This is a genomic window from Streptomyces noursei (assembly GCF_001646665.1).
Taxonomy (GTDB): domain Bacteria; phylum Actinomycetota; class Actinomycetes; order Streptomycetales; family Streptomycetaceae; genus Streptomyces; species Streptomyces lavendulocolor.
This window is the reverse complement of record NZ_LWBU01000011.1, coordinates 186,556-201,718: the sequence shown is the minus strand read 5'-3', so window position 1 is coordinate 201,718 and position 15,163 is coordinate 186,556. Positions and strand designations below refer to the sequence as shown.

Sequence of the window (15,163 nt, the reverse complement as noted above, 5' to 3'; positions counted from 1 at the left end):
CCTCCACCGGAGCACCCGTCAACACGGCCGGTCCAAAGGACGGTTGGACCTGTCCGAAAGGAGAGCGGCACCGGTGCCCGTCGTGGCTAGGCTGAGGCGCATGGATGTGATCGCCCCGACCGGCACCGGCCTCGGCACGGACAACGGCGGCCCGGGACCCGGCCTGGGCCTCGGCCCCGGCGCGGTGCCCGCACTGACCGCCGCCCACGACGTGATCAGCCGGCCGCTGGGCCAGGTCCTGCCCCGCCTTTCGGCCGTGCTGTCCGGGACGGTCCCGCACGTCGCCGCGGCCGAACTGTCCACGCACTGCGCCCACTCACCGTTCAAGTCGTACGGGGACGAGGCCGTCACCGCCCGGCTGGGCACCGCCGAGATGGCCCCGCTCCTCGCCTCGGGCGTGCCCGGCCGCCCCTGGCAGGGCACCCTGACGGTGGCGGGCACCGCGCACCCCGTGCTCGCCGTCCGCAGCGACGCGACGCCCCGGGGCGCGGTGCTCGTGCTGTTCCGCACCGGGGGCGACCCGCTCGATAGCCAGGTCCTCGCTTTCGTACAGGCCCTGTGGGACCTGGTCACCAGCCACTTCGAGCGGCTGGCCGCGGAGGCCGTGCCGGGCGCGCTGGCCCGGTCCCGCACCGCCGCCGGCACCCGCGCCAGGGTCATCGCCGAGCTGGGCGAGGCGCACGCGGCGACGCTCACGGGGCTGCTGGGCGTGCTGCGCGGCCGGCACCTGGACGACGCCGCCGCCCGCGCCACCGCGACCGACCTGGCCGTGTCCGCGCTGGTGGAGCTGCGGGCGCAGGCCGAGCGGGACCAGGAGATCGCGGAGGAGCCCGCCGACCAGGCGTTCGACCGGCTCGCCGAGTCGCTGCGCCCCCTCGTCCGCTACGGCCCGGTCCGCCTGGAGCTGGGCGCGCCCGGCTCCACCAAACCGCTCGCCGCCGACGTGGCGCACACCGCCCGCGCGGTGGTCCGGGCCGTCCTGATGAAGGTGCTGGAGCAGGAGGCGGTGACCCGCGTCCACGTCGGCTGGCAGGTCACCGAGGACACCCTGCGCGCGATCGTGCGGGACGACGGGCCGGGCACCCTGTCGCACTGCGCGCTCGGCCCCGGCCGGGTGGCCGAGCGGCTCGACGTCCTCGACGGCCGGCTCGACGTGGACGCCGTGCCCGGCTGGGGGACCACCGTCACGGCGTCGGTCCCGCTGCGCGTGTCCCAGGACCCGGCCCCGCACCCGCTGACGGCGCTGGGCGGGCGCGAGCTGGAGGTGCTCACCCACCTGGCGCTGGGGCACCGCAACCGGGTGATCGCGCAGGAGCTGCACATCAGCGAGTCGACGGTGAAGTTCCACGTGGCGAACATCCTGACCAAGCTGGGCGTCGGCTCGCGCGGCGAGGCGGCCGCCCTCTTCCACGCCGCCGCGTGACCGCGGGTCCCGCCGATTGTCAGTGCCGGGTGCCAGACTCGCATGCGTGAGCGAACGCTGGGCGGTGGACGACACCGGGGGCGGTGGCGCACGGCTCGTCCCCCTCGGTGAGGACGGCCTGCCCGCCGGTCCGGTGCTGACCGCGCCCGACGTGGTCGAGGCGGTCCGCTCGCGGCCGGACGTCGGCCGGTGGGTGTGGCGGTCCACCGGCGCGGTCTACCCGCGGCTCCTCGCGGCGGGCGTCCGGGTCGAGCGGTGCTACGACATCGAGGACGCCGAGCAGTTGCTGCTGGGGCACGAGGGGCGGCTGGGCGAGCCCCGTTCGGCCGCGGCGGCCTGGGCGCGGCTGCGGGACCGGCCCGTCCCGCCCGACCCGCCGCTCAGGGCGGCCGAGCCGGGGGCGCACGCCCAGTCGTCCCTGTTCGATCCGCGGCCCACGCTGGACCTGCCGTTCGAGGCCCTTCTGGAGGTGTACGCGGACCAGCAGCGAAGACACGCGGCCGCCGAGCACCCGGGGCGGATGCGGCTGCTGACCGCCGCCGAGTCGGCCGGGATGCTGGTGGCCGCCGAGATGCACCGGGCGGGTCTGCCGTGGCGGGCGGACGTCCACCGGGCGGTGCTGCACGAGCTGCTGGGCGAGCGGTACGCGGGCGGTGGTGAGCCGCGCCGGCTGGCGGAGCTGGCGGACGAGGTGTCGGCGGCGTTCGGGCGCCGGGTCCGTCCCGACCTGCCGGCCGACGTGGTGAAGGCGTTCGCCCGGGCGGGGATCCGGGTGCGGTCGACGCGCCGCTGGGAGCTGGAGAAGATCGACCATCCGGCGGTCGAGCCCCTCATCGCGTACAAGAAGCTGTACCGGATCTGGACGGCGCACGGGTGGGGATGGCTCCAGGACTGGGTGCGGGACGGGCGCTTCCGGCCGGAGTACCTCCCGGGCGGCACGGTCAGCGGCCGCTGGACGACCAACGGCGGTGGCGCGCTGCAGATCCCGAAGGTCATACGGCAGGCGGTCGTCGCGGACGACGGCTGGCGGCTCGTCGTGGCCGACGCGGACCAGATGGAGCCGCGGGTGCTGGCGGCCATCTCGCGCGACCCGGGGCTGATGGAGGTCGCGGGCCACCCGGACGACCTGTACACGCGCCTGTCGGACCGGGCGTTCTCCGGCGACCGGGACCACGCGAAGCTGGCGCTGCTGGGCGCGATCTACGGGCAGACCAGCGGGGACGGCCTGAAGAACCTGGCGGCCCTGCGCCGCCGGTTCCCGCGGGCGGTGGCGTACGTGGACGACGCGGCGAAGGCGGGTGAGGAGGGCCGGCTGGTGCGCACCTGGCTGGGCCGCACCAGTCCGCGCGCGGCGGGCGCGGCGGAGGCGGACGAGGCGGGCATCCCCCAGGAGGGGGCGGAGGAGCCGCTCACGGACGGCGAGTTCACCCCGGGGTACGCGTCGGTGAACGCCCGCGCGCGGGGCCGCTTCACCCGGAACTTCGTCGTGCAGGGCAGCGCGGCTGACTGGGCGTTGCTGATGCTGGCCGCGCTGCGGCAGGCGCTGGCGGGGATGCGGGCGGAGCTGGTCTTCTTCCAGCACGACGAGGTGATCGTGCACTGCCCGGCCGCCGAGGCCCCGGCGGTCGCCGAGGCGATCCGCGCGGCCGGTGACACGGCCGGCCGGATCGCGTTCGGCGACACTCCGGTGCGGTTCCCGTTCACGACGGCGACGGTGGAGCGCTACTCCGACGCGAAGTGACGGGCCCGTACGGGCCGGGCCTGTCCGCACCGTATCGGCCCCGCCCTCCCGACAGGCGCGGGACGGACGCCGGTCCCGTGCGTACCGCTCTCTAGCGGGCCACGAGCCAGGTCCGGCTGAGGGCGATGGCCTTCAGCTCCTCCATGGTGATCAGGGGCTCGGCGCCCCGCTTCGCCGACTTGGGCGACGGGGCGTTGTAGGCGGAGACCAGCATCTGCAGGCCGTTGACCCTGAGCATGTCGACCCGCCATCTGACGACGCCCGGTTCCTGGGCGGTCAGCCGCCGGGTGGCGACCTTGGTCCTGTCCGGCAGGGTCTCGGTCCAGGCGATGTCCTCGAGGTTCCGTCCCGCCTCGATGTAGGTCTCGTTGCCCTGCCCGTCGGCCACCACCACATGACCGCCCGCCCCGGTGCCGCCCTCGGAGTACACCTTCAGGCGCTTGGGCAGCAGGGACTTCAGGATGGGGAGGATGTCGCCCGGTTCGGCCGCGGCTCCCGGCTCCACCGTGCCGAAGGTGTTCGGCTCGCCCTCAGGGGTGAAGGACGCGTCGACGAACATGGCGAGGTGCCGCAGCTTGCCCGGGTTCATGCGAGGGTTGCGGCCCTTGGGCGACACGTCACCGGACACCTGCACGTTCTGGGTGGCGAGTTCGATGAGGTAACCGTTCGGGGAGACCATGGTGAGCGCCCACTTCTTGACGCCGCCCGCCTTGCCCGCCTCGGTGTACCCCTTCACGGCCCGGTCGCCCGGCTGGTTGGTGCACTCCTCGAAGGGCGAGCCCTTCTTGGGCGGGCAGGTGATCAGCTTCTTCAGCGCGGGGTCCGCCGGGTCGACCCGGCGGACCGACAGGTCGACGGTCGCCTCGCCCCAGCCGTCGCCGAAGGTGAGGGAGGCGGTTCCGGCGCGTGCGGGCTCGGTGCTGCCCCTGCCCTCGGTCCGGGGCTTCACGATGGCGATTCCGGCCCGGCCCATGCCGTTCTCGAGGATGTTCTCCATCTCCTCGGCGGTGACCTCGAAGTGCCGGTACGCATCGGTCGTCGCCACCTGCGCCGCCCGTTCCGTCCCGTCCTTCTCGGGCGTCCGCACCGCGTAGAGCCCGCCGGTGGCCACCACGGCCACGGTGAGCGCGCTGCCCGCCACCATGGCCACACGGCGGCGGGCCAGCTTCTTGCGCCCTCGCGCCAGACCGCCCTCCACCAGGGCACGCTGACCGGTGCTGAAGGCGCCACCGGCGTTGTGGAGCGCCTTCCCGAGCTCGTCTTCAAAAGGCATGCGAAACCACCAGCTCCTGATCTGGGCGGGACGTGAAGAGGGGGGCGGGGACGTGCGGCCCCGGTCAGACGGCGGCGGACAGTTCCGCCATGCTGCCGCCCAGTTGCTCGCGCAGCCGGGCGAGCGCCCGGGTGGAGCGGGTGCGGACGGCGGCGGCGCTGACGTTCATGGCGGCGGCGGTCTCCTCCACGCTGCGGTCCTCCCAGTACCGCAGCACCACCACGGCCCGGTCCTTCGGCGCCAGCCGTGCCAGCGCGTCGAGCAGCGCCACCCGCAGGGCGGGGTCGTCGCCGCGCCCGGCGGTGGACTCGGGCAGTTCGGCCAGCGGCCGCTCCCCCGAGGAGCGCCGCCGCCGCTGGGTGAGGTAGGTGCGTACGAGGACGGTCTGGGCGTACGCCGCGGGGCTGTCGATCCGTGCCATCCGGCCCCACGACGCGTACATCCGTCCCAGCGTCTCCTGCACCAGGTCCTCGGCGAGGTGGGTGTCGCCGCTGGTCAACAGGCAGGCGGAGCGGAAGAGATGCCCTGTGCGGCCCGCCGCGAACTCCATGAACTCGTCCGCTCGGGACCTTCTCATGCCCTCCCCTTCACCCCGCTGCCGTCGTCCTTCACCCCATTGACGCGGCAGCCGGCGGCAAATGTTTCACACGGCTTTCCTCCCGTGCACGCACAAGGGCGGGCCCCGCGTCCGTGGAACCGGATGCGGGGCCCGCCCAGGCGGTGGTCACGCCTGTTAAGTGCGTCAGTCCTGGACCGCGACGGACGCGTTCTCGGAGATGACGTCCTCCAGGATGTGCGACAGCGCGCTGTCACCCTTGACCGCCGTGGAGTTCTCCACGCACTGCTGGTCCTGGGTGTCGTTGAGGATGTCCTGCACACCGACGTTGACCAGGGCCACGATGTTCTGGACGTCCGCCTGGACCGGCAGACCGACACAGGGCTTGTTCAGCGTGCCCTGGACGAGGCCGACCTGGGGGCTCTGGTGGCCGCCCGTCACGGTGTTGCCGTAGATCTGGCGGGAGAAGTTGCCGTTCTGCGTGTCGATACCGCGGTCGCCCACGGCCGAGGCCATCGGCGCGGACGCGCCGAGCACGGCCGCAGCGACGCCGGCGGTAGCCAGAACCTTCTTGATCATGGTTCATCCCATTCGTCGAGAGACCCGGTGCTCGGGTCGTGCCAGCGCCCGGCGTCGGGCGCGTGGGGAGCGTGGGCGTCAGCCCGTCGTGCGTGGCGCGGACGCCACGCGGAGCCGGCCCGCACGGCCGTGTCGACCGTGCGGGACGGCTGCCTGGTGCGTCAGTCCTGGACGGCGGCCGAGACGTTCTCGGAGAGGACGTCCTCCAGCAGGTGCGACAGGGCGCTGTCGCCCTTGACCGCCGTGGAGTTCTCGGCGCACTGCTGGTTCTGCGTGTCGTTGAGGATGTCCTGCACACCGACGTTGACCAGGGCCACGATGTTCTGGACGTCCGCCTGGACCGGCAGGCCGATGCAGGGCTTGTTGAGCGAACCCTGGATCAGACCGATCTGCGGGCTCATGTAGCCACCGGTCGTGGTGTTGCCGTACGACTGGGTGGCGAAGTTGCCGTTCTGCGTGTCGATACCGCGGTCGCCCACGGCCGAGGCCATCGGCGCGGACGCGCCAAGGACGGCGGCGGCGACGCCGGCGGTGGCCAGAACCTTCTTGATCATGGTCCATCCTTCTCGTCGAGAGACCCGGTGCTCGGGGTCGCCCTGATCAACAGCAGGCCACCGTTTAAGTTGCGCCAGGTCACCCGAAGAGATCAATCACCTAAAGAAGGATGAAACGCTTGCATGATGATGCGTTCGTCCGGCCCGGGTATGTCTGATCGGGCGGCGACCGGGGTACACGCCCCATATGGACTCTCTCGTGACGTTCGCCATGGAATTCGCCGCTAAGGACCATGTCGTCGGTATTGGTCCTCTGGTGGCGGGCATCCTCCTCGTCGGCTTCCTGATCGGTGCCTTCATGCTGGGGCGGCGCGTCCGGAACCGGGAGCCCGCACCCCCCACGCCCGACGAGCAGCCGCACCGGCCGGCGAACTCCGGTCTGCCCGGTGAGGCCGAGGGACACCGCCGGCCCGCCGAGCTGGACGAGCGCGAGGACCGGGTGATGCCGTACGAGCTGAGGCACCAGAACACCGACCCGGACGCCTCGCCGCGCAGCGAGAAGGACCACAAGTGGGGCGGCGCGCCCAGCGGCGGCTTCGGCAGCGGCGGTCCCACCACGGGCGGCTGACCGGCCCGCGCAGCAGCCGCCCGACCGGGCCCCGACCGGCCCGCGGACCGCCCCGGCACGCCGTTTCGCGTCCGGGGCGGCTGGGCACCCGGGGGCCATGACCAGTACGGACACGGCCACGCACACCCCCGTCCGGATCTCCCCGCGCGACACGGCACGGCTGGTCGCGCAGGTCGTCGCTCCGACGCTCGCGGCCGGCGTCATCGTCCGCCGCCGCTCCGGGATGGCCCTCGCCGAGCGGTTCGCCGTCGACCGGCGCGCCACCGCACTGCTCACCGAGCTGCGTGGCGCCCACGGCCCCGGACCGCTGCGGCTCGACGTGGCCGGACGTCACTTCGCCGTCGTCCTCAGCGCCGGTGACGCCGCGCGGATCCTGGGCGGCACGCCGGACCCGTACTCGCCCTCCACCCGCGAGAAGCGCGCCGCGCTGGAGCAGTTCCAGCCGCACGGGGTGCTGATCTCGCGCGGCACGGAACGCGACCCCCGGCGCGCGTTCAACGAGGCCGTCCTGGAGTACGGCCACCAGATGCACAGCCTGGCCCCGCGGATGGTGCGGACCGTGCGCGAGGAGGCCGGCAAGCTGCTGGGCGCCACCACCGCCGGTGACGGCGAGATCGACTGGCAGGCCTTCAGCACCGCCTGGGACCGCACCGCGCGCCGGCTCGTGCTCGGCGACCACGGCCGTGACGACACCGGCCTGACCGCGATGCTCGGCAGGCTGCGCTCGGCCGCCAACTGGTCGGGCGCCGCACCGCGCCGCACCGCCCTGCGCGACCGCTTCGAGCGCCGGCTGCGCGCCCACCTCGCCCGCGCCGAACCCGGCAGCCTCGCCGCCGCCCTCGCCGCCACGCCCGCCGTACCCGGCACGGACCCGGCCGGCCAGGTGCCGCACTGGCTGTTCGCCTTCGACGCGGCCGGCATCGCGGCCTTCCGGACCCTGGCCCTGTTGTCCACGCACTCCGCGCAGGAGGAGCAGATACGCAACGAGCTGGCCGTCACCGACCTCACCGAGCCGCACCTCCTGCCGTACACCCGCGCCTGCCTCCTGGAGTCGGTGCGGCTGTGGCCCACCACGCCGTTCCTGCTGCGCGAGTCGGTGCGCGAGACCGAGTGGGGCGGGGACGTGCTGCCCGCCGGGACCGAGTTCCTCCTCTACGCGCCGCTGTTCCACCGCGACGAGTCGCTGCCGTACTCCGACCGCTTCACACCGGAGATCTGGCTGGACGGCACCGCCCAGGACACCGAGGCGCTGGTGCCGTTCAGCGCGGGCCCCGGCCGGTGCCCGGGCGAGGACCTGGTCCTGCTCGTCACCTCGACCATGCTGGCGGCCCTGCTCGAACGGCACACCTACCTCCCGGAACGGCCCGGGCGGCTGCGCCCCGACCGGCCCCTGCCGCGCACCCTGGACCACTTCGGGCTGCGCTTCGCGGCCCTGCCGCACCACCCGTGACAGTGACGGCGCGCACACCGCCTGTGACATGATGCGAGGGCCTCGCCAAGGCTGCTGTGAACGGAAAGGTTCGGCATGGCTCCTCGCGCCGGTAAATGGCAGCGTGTGCCCCTCATCCCACAGAGCAGGCAAGCGGCGGAGACCGATCCGGTCCCCGTCTATTCGTCGTTGATGCGCGAATGGAAAGCGCTGGGCCGGTCGGTACCCGGAGTGCCGGACCATGAATGGGACGTTCTGGTGACGCGCCCCGTGTGGCCCAGCCATTGAGCCATCTGCCGCCGGTCGATGCTCGGCGGTTCGGGTGAATCGGTGCGGAAAGCAGCCTCAGTGGTGTCTTTCCGCTTTCGCATTCGTTGTGATTTTCGCAGTGGAAGCCGGACCTCATCGAGGCCCGTTCGTCACGAAATCCGTGGCTCGACTTCCTCCTGTGGAAAGGACCCGAACCTATGAAGTGCAAGAAGGCTGCGGTAGCCGTCGCCGGTATCGTCATGGCGCTGGGTGCGGCCGCGCCTGCTGTCGCCGACGCCGACGCCGAGGGTGCCGCTGTCGGCTCCCCGGGCGTCCTGTCCGGCAACGTCGTCCAGGTCCCGGTGCACGTGCCGGTCAACGTGTGCGGCAACACCATCAACATCATCGCGCTGCTGAACCCGGCCTTCGGGAACGTCTGCATCAACAAGTGACGCAGCATCAGGCCTGATTCCAGGTCGCGCCAGAGCCGGTCCCGGAGCGCTCCGGGACCGGCTTTTCGCCGTCCTGATGACCCAAGCGGGGGATGAAATTCCCCAACGGCCTACTGAGGGAAGGGACCGCGTTCCCGGTCGGCTCATTAAGAATACTTTTGCTCCGAGTGGCTGGCGAAATCCTGGCGCCTGGCGAAGGAGCGGACATGGGTCACCGGAGAAAGAGGACCGACGGCGCGCGGCCGGGGGGCGCGCGGCCGGGAGCCCTGACCGCCGGGCTGCTGGGCCTGCTGATGGCCGGCTCGGTCGTGTCGGCCCCGGCCGGCCACGCCTCGGCCGCGGTGCCGGTCACCGGGGCGGCCCGGGGGCCGGTCATGGGGGCGCACACCGGGACCGGGCCGGGCCCGGACGGCGACCGGGAGGCGGGTGCCGTGGCGGGCCCTGGAGCCGGGGCCCCCGGCTCGGGCGCCGGTGCCGGTGCCGGGACGGCGCTCGGCGCGGGCGCCCCGGACGGCACCACGGGAGACACGGACGGAGCCGCGGACGGGACGGGTGCCGGTAGCGGGACGGGTACCGGGAGCGGAACGGGTGCCGGGACGGGAACGGGCGCCGGGAGCGGCGCCGGGGCGGTCGCGGAGACCGACACCGGCGGCGGCCCGGGGCCGGGGTCGGGGGCCGAGCGCGTCCGGGAGCCCGGCGCCGTCCCCACTCCGGAGGGCGGGACCGGCGACGGCGCCGGGGCGGCGGCCACGGCCATGGGCGCCTACCTCGACTACGGGCCGCGCGGCATCCACCGCATGGCGGGGCTGAGCAAGTGGCTCGGCGGTGCCGACCTGCGCGTGGGGCACACCTACCTGCCCGGCGACGTGTGGACCAACATCGAGGGCCGGCCCGGGTTCCTGGAGCACTGGGCCCAGTGGCGGCAGGCGCGGAAGGACCGGCTGTTCGTCCTCAACGTGCCCATGCTGGAGCGCAACGAGAGCCACCTCCCCGACCCCGTCGTCCGCCAGTTGCTGCGGCTCGGCGCGGACGGGCGGTTCGACCGGCACTTCCGGGCGCTGGCCGAACGCCTCGTACGGCTCGACGTCCCCGACACCGTGCTCGTGCTCGGCTGGGAGATGAACGGCACCACCTACTCGCACCGCTGCGGCCCGGACCCGGAGGCGTGGAAGGCGTACTGGAAGCGCATCGTCACCACCATGCGCGACGTACCGGGGCAGCGCTTCCGGTTCGACTTCGCGCCCAACCGCGGCCGGGACGCCGTCCCGTGGACCGAGTGCTACCCCGGTGACGACGTGGTGGACATCATCGGGATGGACTCCTACGACCAGCCGACGGGCCAGTCCTTCGACGAGCAGATCACCGAGCCCTACGGTCTGCGGCACCACGTGGAGTTCGCCGCCGCGCACGGCAAGCCCGTCTCGTACCCGGAGTGGGGCCTGTTCCGCAACGGGGACAACCCGGAGTACATGCGGCGCATGCTGGACTGGATCGAACGGAGCAAGCCGCTCTACCACACCATCACCGACTACTGCCCACACGGCGTGTGGCAGTGCGAGGAGAACCCGCGGTCGTCCGAGGTGTTCCGCACGAAGCTGTCCGGCAAGGGCGGCCCGGTGGAGCCGGCCCCGGAGCCCGAGCCGGAGCCCCGCCCGGAGCCGGAACCCGAGCCGGAGCCTCAGCCCGAAGAGCCCGCCTGCACGCCGCTGGACCTCGGCGAGTGGGTCGAGAAGTGGCTCGGACGCAAGCTGTGCGTACGGCTCGAATGGCAGCGCCGGCTCACGTCGTGAGCCTCCGCGCCCAGGCCCGGTCACGCAGCCGGTCCGCCGCCCGCCGGCGGCCGGCCGCGTACCCGGCCAGGAGCAGCAGGGGCGCGGCCGTGCGCCGGCGGGCCAGCAGCAGGCGCTGGTTGACGACCGGTTCGGGGCGCCAGTGGCTCTTGTACGGCTCCCGGCCGCGCAGCAGGCTCAGCGTGGCGCGGCCGCTGGTGCTGCTCTCCCGGGCGCCGTTGCGCAGCAGCAGGGTCGCCACGTCCACCTTGCTGGCACGCAGCACCGGGTCCGCCCCGTACAGGTAGCCGCCGGACAGGAGCGGCGACATCAGGGTGAGGTCGGCGGCGACCAGGTCGCCGGCCATGCGGAACTCCGTCACCATCGCGTCCCCCGACTCGACCATCGACCGCACCGCCCGCTGGAGGTGCTCCGCGAACCGGGGCCTGAGGTGCTCGGGCGTCACCCCGCGGTCGGCCCACTGGCGCTGGTGCAGGTCGAGCAGGCGCCGCAGCGCGTGCGGCACATCGGCCGGCGGGACGACGCGCTCCTCGATGCCCAGCTTGTCGAGCCGGCGCAGCTTGGAGCGGGCCCGCTGGGCCCGGGACGACGGCAGGCGGGCGACCAGTTCGTCGATGGACGCGGCGGGCAGCTCCATGCACACGGAGTCGGGCAGGCGCCGGCGCGGTCCGCGCCAGCACGCGTACACCCGCTGGGCGGCGGCCTCCGCCCGTACCTCGCGGAGGTCGATCACGGCGGTACGGGCCAGCCGGCCGAGCGCCCCGGTGAGCACGGGTACCGCGTCGTCGGCGCACGCGTCGTCGACGAGCACGTCGGAGAAGTCGGTGATCGCCCCGCCCAGGTGGGTCAGCACCGGCAGCGGACCGCGCGCCAGCCGCAGGGGGGCCGCCGCGACGAGGGCGCCGTCCCGGCGCACCAGGACCACCCGCAGGGCGCCGGGCGTGCCGTACGACACCCACCAGGAGTGCAGCCAGGAGTGCGACTGGAAGGGGGTGGCCGTGGCGCACCGCCGGTACAGGGCGGCCCACTCCGGCCCGAGCCGGCCGAACGCGCCGCCGTCCCGGCAGACGGTGACCTCCCAGTTCCCGTCCCGCGTCATACCAGCGCCTCCGGCTGTGCCACCGGGCCCGGTACGGACCCGAACCGGGCCCGTCCGTCGCGCCGGCCGTACCGGGGCGGGCGCACCAGCAGGGCGAGGCCGCCGAGCAGACCGCCCGCGCAGCCGCCCACGAGCCCGGCGAGCGGGGCCGAGGGCGAGACGGGGTCCGTGGGCGTGGCGGCCCGGGTGAACTGGAGCACCTTCACCCCGGTGCCGGCCTCCGTGTGGGCGCCCTTCTGCACGAGGGCCCGCGCCACGCTGTCGGCCATGTCCGCGGCGGTGGCGGCCCGCGAGGAGCGCGCCGTGACGGCGATCATCGGGGCGTCCGGCGAGGTCACGGCCTGGACGCCGGCCCGCAGGGTCTCGGCCGGCACCCCGGCGGCGACCTGGGCGTCGCCGACGACCGCGATGTCGGTGGCGACCCGCCCGTACGCCTGCGCCAGGCCCATCGCCCCGGCCGGGTCGGACTTCGCGGTGGGGACGACGATGACGTAACTGGTCGCGGCGTACTCGGGCGCCTTCAGCAGCCCGTAGCCCCCGCCGACGAGGACGCCCAGCAGGGCGGCGGCCGGGACGAGCCAGCGGCGCCGGGTGCGTTTGAGGCGGGTGAGCCAGCCGATCGCACGGCGTACGGCAAGGGACTGGGTCGTGGTCATCGACAACTCGCTCCGTCGTAAAGGTCGTCGTGAAGTTCGTCGTGAGGGGTGGGGTGCGGGGCGGTGTGGTGGAGCCGGTCGTAGAGCGACATCAGCCGGCGGGCGCTGTGCGCGATGTCGTAGCGGCGTACGGCGGCGGGGACGGCGAACCGCTCGCGCGGGACCGACTCCAGCGCGGCCGTCACCTCGGGCACCGACCCGCCGATCCGGCGCGCCCCGGGCACTTCCCCGGGCGGCAGGTCGTCGAGCGCCGGACAGGCCACGTACCGCACGGGGAGCCCGGCGGCCAGCGCCTCGACGATCGCGAGGCCGAACGCCTCGTCGGCGGACGTCGACACGAACACGTCCATGGCGGACAGCAGTTCCGGCAGTTCGCGGTCGACCGCGCCCGCCCACACCACCCGGTCCGCCGCCCCGCACTCCCGGGCGGTCCGCTCCAGCCGCTCCCGCTGCTCGCCCTCGCCGACCAGCAGCAGCCGGGGCTCCCGGGGGAGGGCGGCGACCGCCCGGATCAGCGTGCCGAACCGTTTGCCGGGCGCGAGCCGCCCCACGCCGCCGACGACGTACGCGTCGGGCGCCAGCCCGAGCCGCCGGCGTGCCGCCCGGCGCGCGTCCGGGTCGAACGCGAAGCGCGGCACGTCGACGCCGTTGGGCACCACCCGGACACGGGAGGGGCTCACGCCCCATGCGACCAGGCGCCGCGCCACCGTGTCGGAGACGGCGACCGTCGTGGTGCCGAGCCGCTCGCCGGCCAGGTACAGGGCGCGCGCCCCGGCGCTCAGGGGCCGTCCCTCGATCTGCGCGGCGCCCAGCGAGTGCTCGGTGGCGACGACCGTCCGCACGCCCGCCAGCCGGGCGGCGACGCGCCCGTAGAGGCAGGCCCGGTACAGGTGGGTGTGGACGACGTCGAAGGCGCCCCGCCGGATGAGGCGGGTGAGGCGCGGCAGGGCCGACAGGTCGCGGTTGCCGCGCATGCCCAGGTGGGCCACGGGCACCCCGTCGGCGCGCAGGGCGCCGGCCACGGGGCCGGGGTTGGTGAGGGTGACGACGCTGCTGCGGACGCGGTCCATGTGCGGTAGCAGCAGCCGCAGTTGCTGTTCGGCGCCGCCGATGCCGAGGCCGGTGATGACGTGCAGGACCTTCAGGCCGCTCATGACACCGGCACCGGGGCGCGCCGCACGCCGTGCAGCCGGCGTTTGGCGTGCAGTCGCCAGGCGGTGTCCCGTTCCCCGATGTGCACCCGCGGCAGGGCGAACATGCCGCCGGCCGGGCCGGGGTCGATGGCGGCGGCGTACGCGTAGCCCGCCTCGCGCACGGCGCGCACGGCTCGCTCGTCGACGTGCCCGTACGGGTAGCAGAAGCCGTCGGGCGCGGTGCCCGTGATCGTACGGAGCAGCCGGCGGCTCGCGGCCGTCTCCTCGTGCAGCACGTGCTCGGGCGCGCCGGTGAGGGAGACGTGCAGCAGTCCGTGGGAGGCGACCTCCATGCCGGCGGCGGCGCAGCGGCGCACGCCGTCCTCGGTGAGCAGCGCCTTGCGCGGGCCGAGGGCGTCCCAGGCGTTCTCGCCGCCGAGCCGGCCCGGGAGGACGAAGACGGTGGCCGTGCACTCGTGGCGGCGCAGGACGGGGACGGCGTTGTCGAGGAAGTCGGCGTAGCCGTCGTCGAAGGTGAGGCCGACGAGTCCGCGGGTGTCGCCGTGGCGGGCCGCGTACAGCAGCAGCTGGCGCAGGCCGACGCCCCGCAGCCCGTGGTCGCGCAGCCAGCGCAGCTGCTTGTCGAGGCGGGACGGGGAGACGGTCACGTGGTACGGGTCGTCGTCCGTGGTGTCGTCGATCGAGTGGTACATCGCCACCCACAGGGGGATGCGCGGCTGGTTCATGAGCGGGCCTTCGCGAGCCGACGGAACGGATGGGCGGAGCGGACGAGGGAGGGGACCACCGGGGCGCGCAGGGCGCAGGCGGTGGCGGTGAACACGGTGGTGACGGCGGCGAACGCGAGCGGCACGGCGAGCGGCGGCGGGCCCGCCGCGCACCACTGTCCGGCGGCGGTGGCGACGGCCGCGGCGGCGGTGAGCCGGGCCAGTCCGCCGGCGAGGCGCCGGGCGTCGAGCGGGACGCTCTGGTGGCGCAGGCCGAGCAGGAGCAGGGCCGCCGTGAGGGTGATGCCGAGCGCGTTGGCGGCGGCGATCCCGCGGGCGCCCCACGGCCCGGCGAACGCCGAGCCGGCGGCGGCGGTCAGGGCGATGCCGCCGAGCATGGCGGCGGCCGGGTACCACAGGGGCCGGGAGGCGGAGAAGTAGCAGCGTACGAGGGCGCCGACGAGCGTCTGGCCGAGGAGCCCGAGGGCGTACACCCGCATGACGCCCGCCGTGGCGGCGGTGTCGGCGCCGTCGAACGCGCCGCGCTGGAAGAGGAGCCCGACGATCTGCGGCGCGGCCGCCACCACGGTGGCGGCGCCGACGAGGACGATCACCCCGGCGAGGAGCAGGTCGCGTTCGGCGCGCCGGCGGGCGGTGCCGGTGTCACCGGCCGCGAGGGCCCGGGCGACGACGGGGAAGCTGACGGTGCAGAGCATCAGGGAGAGCACCATCGGCAGTTGGGCGACCTTCTGCGCGTAGTTGAGGTGCGAGATGGCCCCGGCGGGCAGCGGCGCGGCGAGGAACCGCTCGACCAGGACCTGCGACTGGCGGCTCACCGCGAACACGATCACCGGCGCGAGCGCGGCGAGCACCGGCCGTACCCCGGCGGACGTCGGGGCGGGCGGGGCGAGGGCTCCAGGAGGGGCGGGCGGGGCG

General features: G+C 74.3%; 15 protein-coding genes. 6 read left to right on the top strand and 9 right to left on the bottom strand.

Features of this window, described 5'->3' with window-relative positions; all coding sequences use genetic code 11:
- The first annotated feature begins 100 nt into the window (after nucleotides 1-100).
- Both A4V12_RS39650 and A4V12_RS01685 read left to right on the top strand, forming a co-directional pair.
- The gene (locus A4V12_RS39650; protein WP_107415288.1) at nucleotides 101-1,423 is read left to right on the top strand and encodes a LuxR C-terminal-related transcriptional regulator; all 1,323 of its coding nucleotides are present in this window, start codon (nucleotides 101-103) and stop codon (nucleotides 1,421-1,423) included.
- A gap of 46 nt (nucleotides 1,424-1,469) precedes the next feature.
- A complete protein-coding gene (locus A4V12_RS01685) occupies nucleotides 1,470-3,164 on the top strand; it encodes a bifunctional 3'-5' exonuclease/DNA polymerase (RefSeq protein WP_064067333.1) in 1,695 nt (564 codons plus the stop codon).
- A gap of 91 nt (nucleotides 3,165-3,255) precedes the next feature.
- On the opposite strand, the gene A4V12_RS01680 is transcribed toward A4V12_RS01685, so the two are convergent.
- The 4 genes from A4V12_RS01680 to A4V12_RS01665 all read right to left on the bottom strand — a co-directional run bounded on the left by A4V12_RS01680 (nucleotide 3,256) and on the right by A4V12_RS01665 (nucleotide 6,126).
- On the bottom strand, nucleotides 3,256-4,437 hold the full coding sequence (locus A4V12_RS01680) for a hypothetical protein (protein WP_064067332.1): 1,182 nt from the start codon (nucleotides 4,435-4,437) through the stop codon (nucleotides 3,256-3,258).
- Between the two features lie 64 nt (nucleotides 4,438-4,501).
- Nucleotides 4,502-5,014: a SigE family RNA polymerase sigma factor gene (locus tag A4V12_RS01675; protein ID WP_064067331.1), complete on the bottom strand. Its 513-nt coding sequence runs from the start codon at nucleotides 5,012-5,014 to the stop codon at nucleotides 4,502-4,504.
- A gap of 165 nt (nucleotides 5,015-5,179) precedes the next feature.
- Complete coding sequence (locus tag A4V12_RS01670; protein WP_064067330.1) at nucleotides 5,180-5,572, bottom strand: rodlin; 393 nt, start codon at nucleotides 5,570-5,572, stop codon at nucleotides 5,180-5,182.
- 161 nt (nucleotides 5,573-5,733) lie between these two features.
- Entirely contained in the window at nucleotides 5,734-6,126 is a 393-nt protein-coding gene (locus tag A4V12_RS01665; protein WP_064067329.1) for a rodlin, read from the bottom strand.
- Between the two features lie 187 nt (nucleotides 6,127-6,313).
- Here A4V12_RS01665 and A4V12_RS01660 point away from each other — a divergent pair, with 187 nt between their 5' ends.
- The 4 genes from A4V12_RS01660 (at nucleotide 6,314) to A4V12_RS01645 (ending at nucleotide 10,614) form a co-directional block, all read left to right on the top strand.
- Nucleotides 6,314-6,694 carry a DUF6479 family protein gene (locus A4V12_RS01660; protein ID WP_079136730.1) on the top strand — a complete coding sequence of 127 codons (381 nt, stop codon included), beginning with the start codon at nucleotides 6,314-6,316 and terminating at the stop codon, nucleotides 6,692-6,694.
- 97 nt (nucleotides 6,695-6,791) lie between these two features.
- Nucleotides 6,792-8,144 (top strand): cytochrome P450, encoded by a 1,353-nt coding sequence (locus A4V12_RS01655; protein WP_064067328.1) that lies wholly within the window; start codon nucleotides 6,792-6,794, stop codon nucleotides 8,142-8,144.
- Between the two features lie 446 nt (nucleotides 8,145-8,590).
- Entirely contained in the window at nucleotides 8,591-8,824 is a 234-nt protein-coding gene (locus tag A4V12_RS01650) for a chaplin (RefSeq protein WP_079136729.1), read from the top strand.
- A 206-nt stretch (nucleotides 8,825-9,030) separates the two neighbouring features.
- Nucleotides 9,031-10,614 carry a glycoside hydrolase family 26 protein gene (locus tag A4V12_RS01645; RefSeq protein WP_234372036.1) on the top strand — a complete coding sequence of 528 codons (1,584 nt, stop codon included), beginning with the start codon at nucleotides 9,031-9,033 and terminating at the stop codon, nucleotides 10,612-10,614.
- Here the strand turns inward: A4V12_RS01645 and A4V12_RS01640 are convergent.
- The 5 genes from A4V12_RS01640 to A4V12_RS38225 all read right to left on the bottom strand — a co-directional run.
- On the bottom strand, nucleotides 10,604-11,713 hold the full coding sequence (locus tag A4V12_RS01640; protein WP_064067326.1) for a GNAT family N-acetyltransferase: 1,110 nt from the start codon (nucleotides 11,711-11,713) through the stop codon (nucleotides 10,604-10,606). The two genes, A4V12_RS01645 and A4V12_RS01640, sit on opposite strands and share 11 nt — an antisense overlap.
- Nucleotides 11,710-12,369, bottom strand: a complete 660-nt coding sequence (locus tag A4V12_RS01635) for a lipopolysaccharide biosynthesis protein (protein ID WP_234372035.1) — start codon at nucleotides 12,367-12,369, stop codon at nucleotides 11,710-11,712. Before A4V12_RS01635 ends, A4V12_RS01640 begins: the two co-directional genes overlap by 4 nt.
- On the bottom strand, nucleotides 12,366-13,514 hold the full coding sequence (locus A4V12_RS01630; RefSeq protein ID WP_064067428.1) for a glycosyltransferase: 1,149 nt from the start codon (nucleotides 13,512-13,514) through the stop codon (nucleotides 12,366-12,368). The genes A4V12_RS01635 and A4V12_RS01630 overlap by 4 nt, the downstream gene beginning before the upstream one ends.
- Nucleotides 13,515-13,519: 5 nt before the next feature.
- Nucleotides 13,520-14,248: a polysaccharide deacetylase family protein gene (locus tag A4V12_RS01625; protein WP_064067325.1), complete on the bottom strand. Its 729-nt coding sequence runs from the start codon at nucleotides 14,246-14,248 to the stop codon at nucleotides 13,520-13,522.
- The coding region (locus tag A4V12_RS38225; RefSeq protein WP_350497990.1) for a lipid II flippase MurJ at nucleotides 14,245-15,163 on the bottom strand (919 nt) is incomplete at its 5' end. The genes A4V12_RS01625 and A4V12_RS38225, both read right to left, overlap by 4 nt.

Excerpts from the sequence above, each read along its gene's own strand:
- A4V12_RS01670 (WP_064067330.1), bottom strand. The coding sequence starts at position 5,572 with ATGATCAAGAAGGTTCTGGCTACCGCCGGCGTCGCTGCGGCCGTGCTC.
- A4V12_RS01660 (WP_079136730.1), top strand. The coding sequence starts at position 6,314 with ATGGACTCTCTCGTGACGTTCGCCATGGAATTCGCCGCTAAGGACCAT.
- A4V12_RS01665 (WP_064067329.1), bottom strand. The coding sequence starts at position 6,126 with ATGATCAAGAAGGTTCTGGCCACCGCCGGCGTCGCCGCCGCCGTCCTT.
- A4V12_RS39650 (WP_107415288.1), top strand. The coding sequence starts at position 101 with ATGGATGTGATCGCCCCGACCGGCACCGGCCTCGGCACGGACAACGGC.
- A4V12_RS01645 (WP_234372036.1), top strand. The coding sequence starts at position 9,031 with ATGGGTCACCGGAGAAAGAGGACCGACGGCGCGCGGCCGGGGGGCGCG.
- A4V12_RS01635 (WP_234372035.1), bottom strand. The coding sequence starts at position 12,369 with ATGACCACGACCCAGTCCCTTGCCGTACGCCGTGCGATCGGCTGGCTC.
- A4V12_RS01640 (WP_064067326.1), bottom strand. The coding sequence starts at position 11,713 with ATGACGCGGGACGGGAACTGGGAGGTCACCGTCTGCCGGGACGGCGGC.
- A4V12_RS01625 (WP_064067325.1), bottom strand. The coding sequence starts at position 14,248 with ATGAACCAGCCGCGCATCCCCCTGTGGGTGGCGATGTACCACTCGATC.
- A4V12_RS01650 (WP_079136729.1), top strand. The coding sequence starts at position 8,591 with ATGAAGTGCAAGAAGGCTGCGGTAGCCGTCGCCGGTATCGTCATGGCG.
- A4V12_RS01680 (WP_064067332.1), bottom strand. The coding sequence starts at position 4,437 with ATGCCTTTTGAAGACGAGCTCGGGAAGGCGCTCCACAACGCCGGTGGC.
- A4V12_RS01675 (WP_064067331.1), bottom strand. The coding sequence starts at position 5,014 with ATGAGAAGGTCCCGAGCGGACGAGTTCATGGAGTTCGCGGCGGGCCGC.
- A4V12_RS01655 (WP_064067328.1), top strand. The coding sequence starts at position 6,792 with ATGACCAGTACGGACACGGCCACGCACACCCCCGTCCGGATCTCCCCG.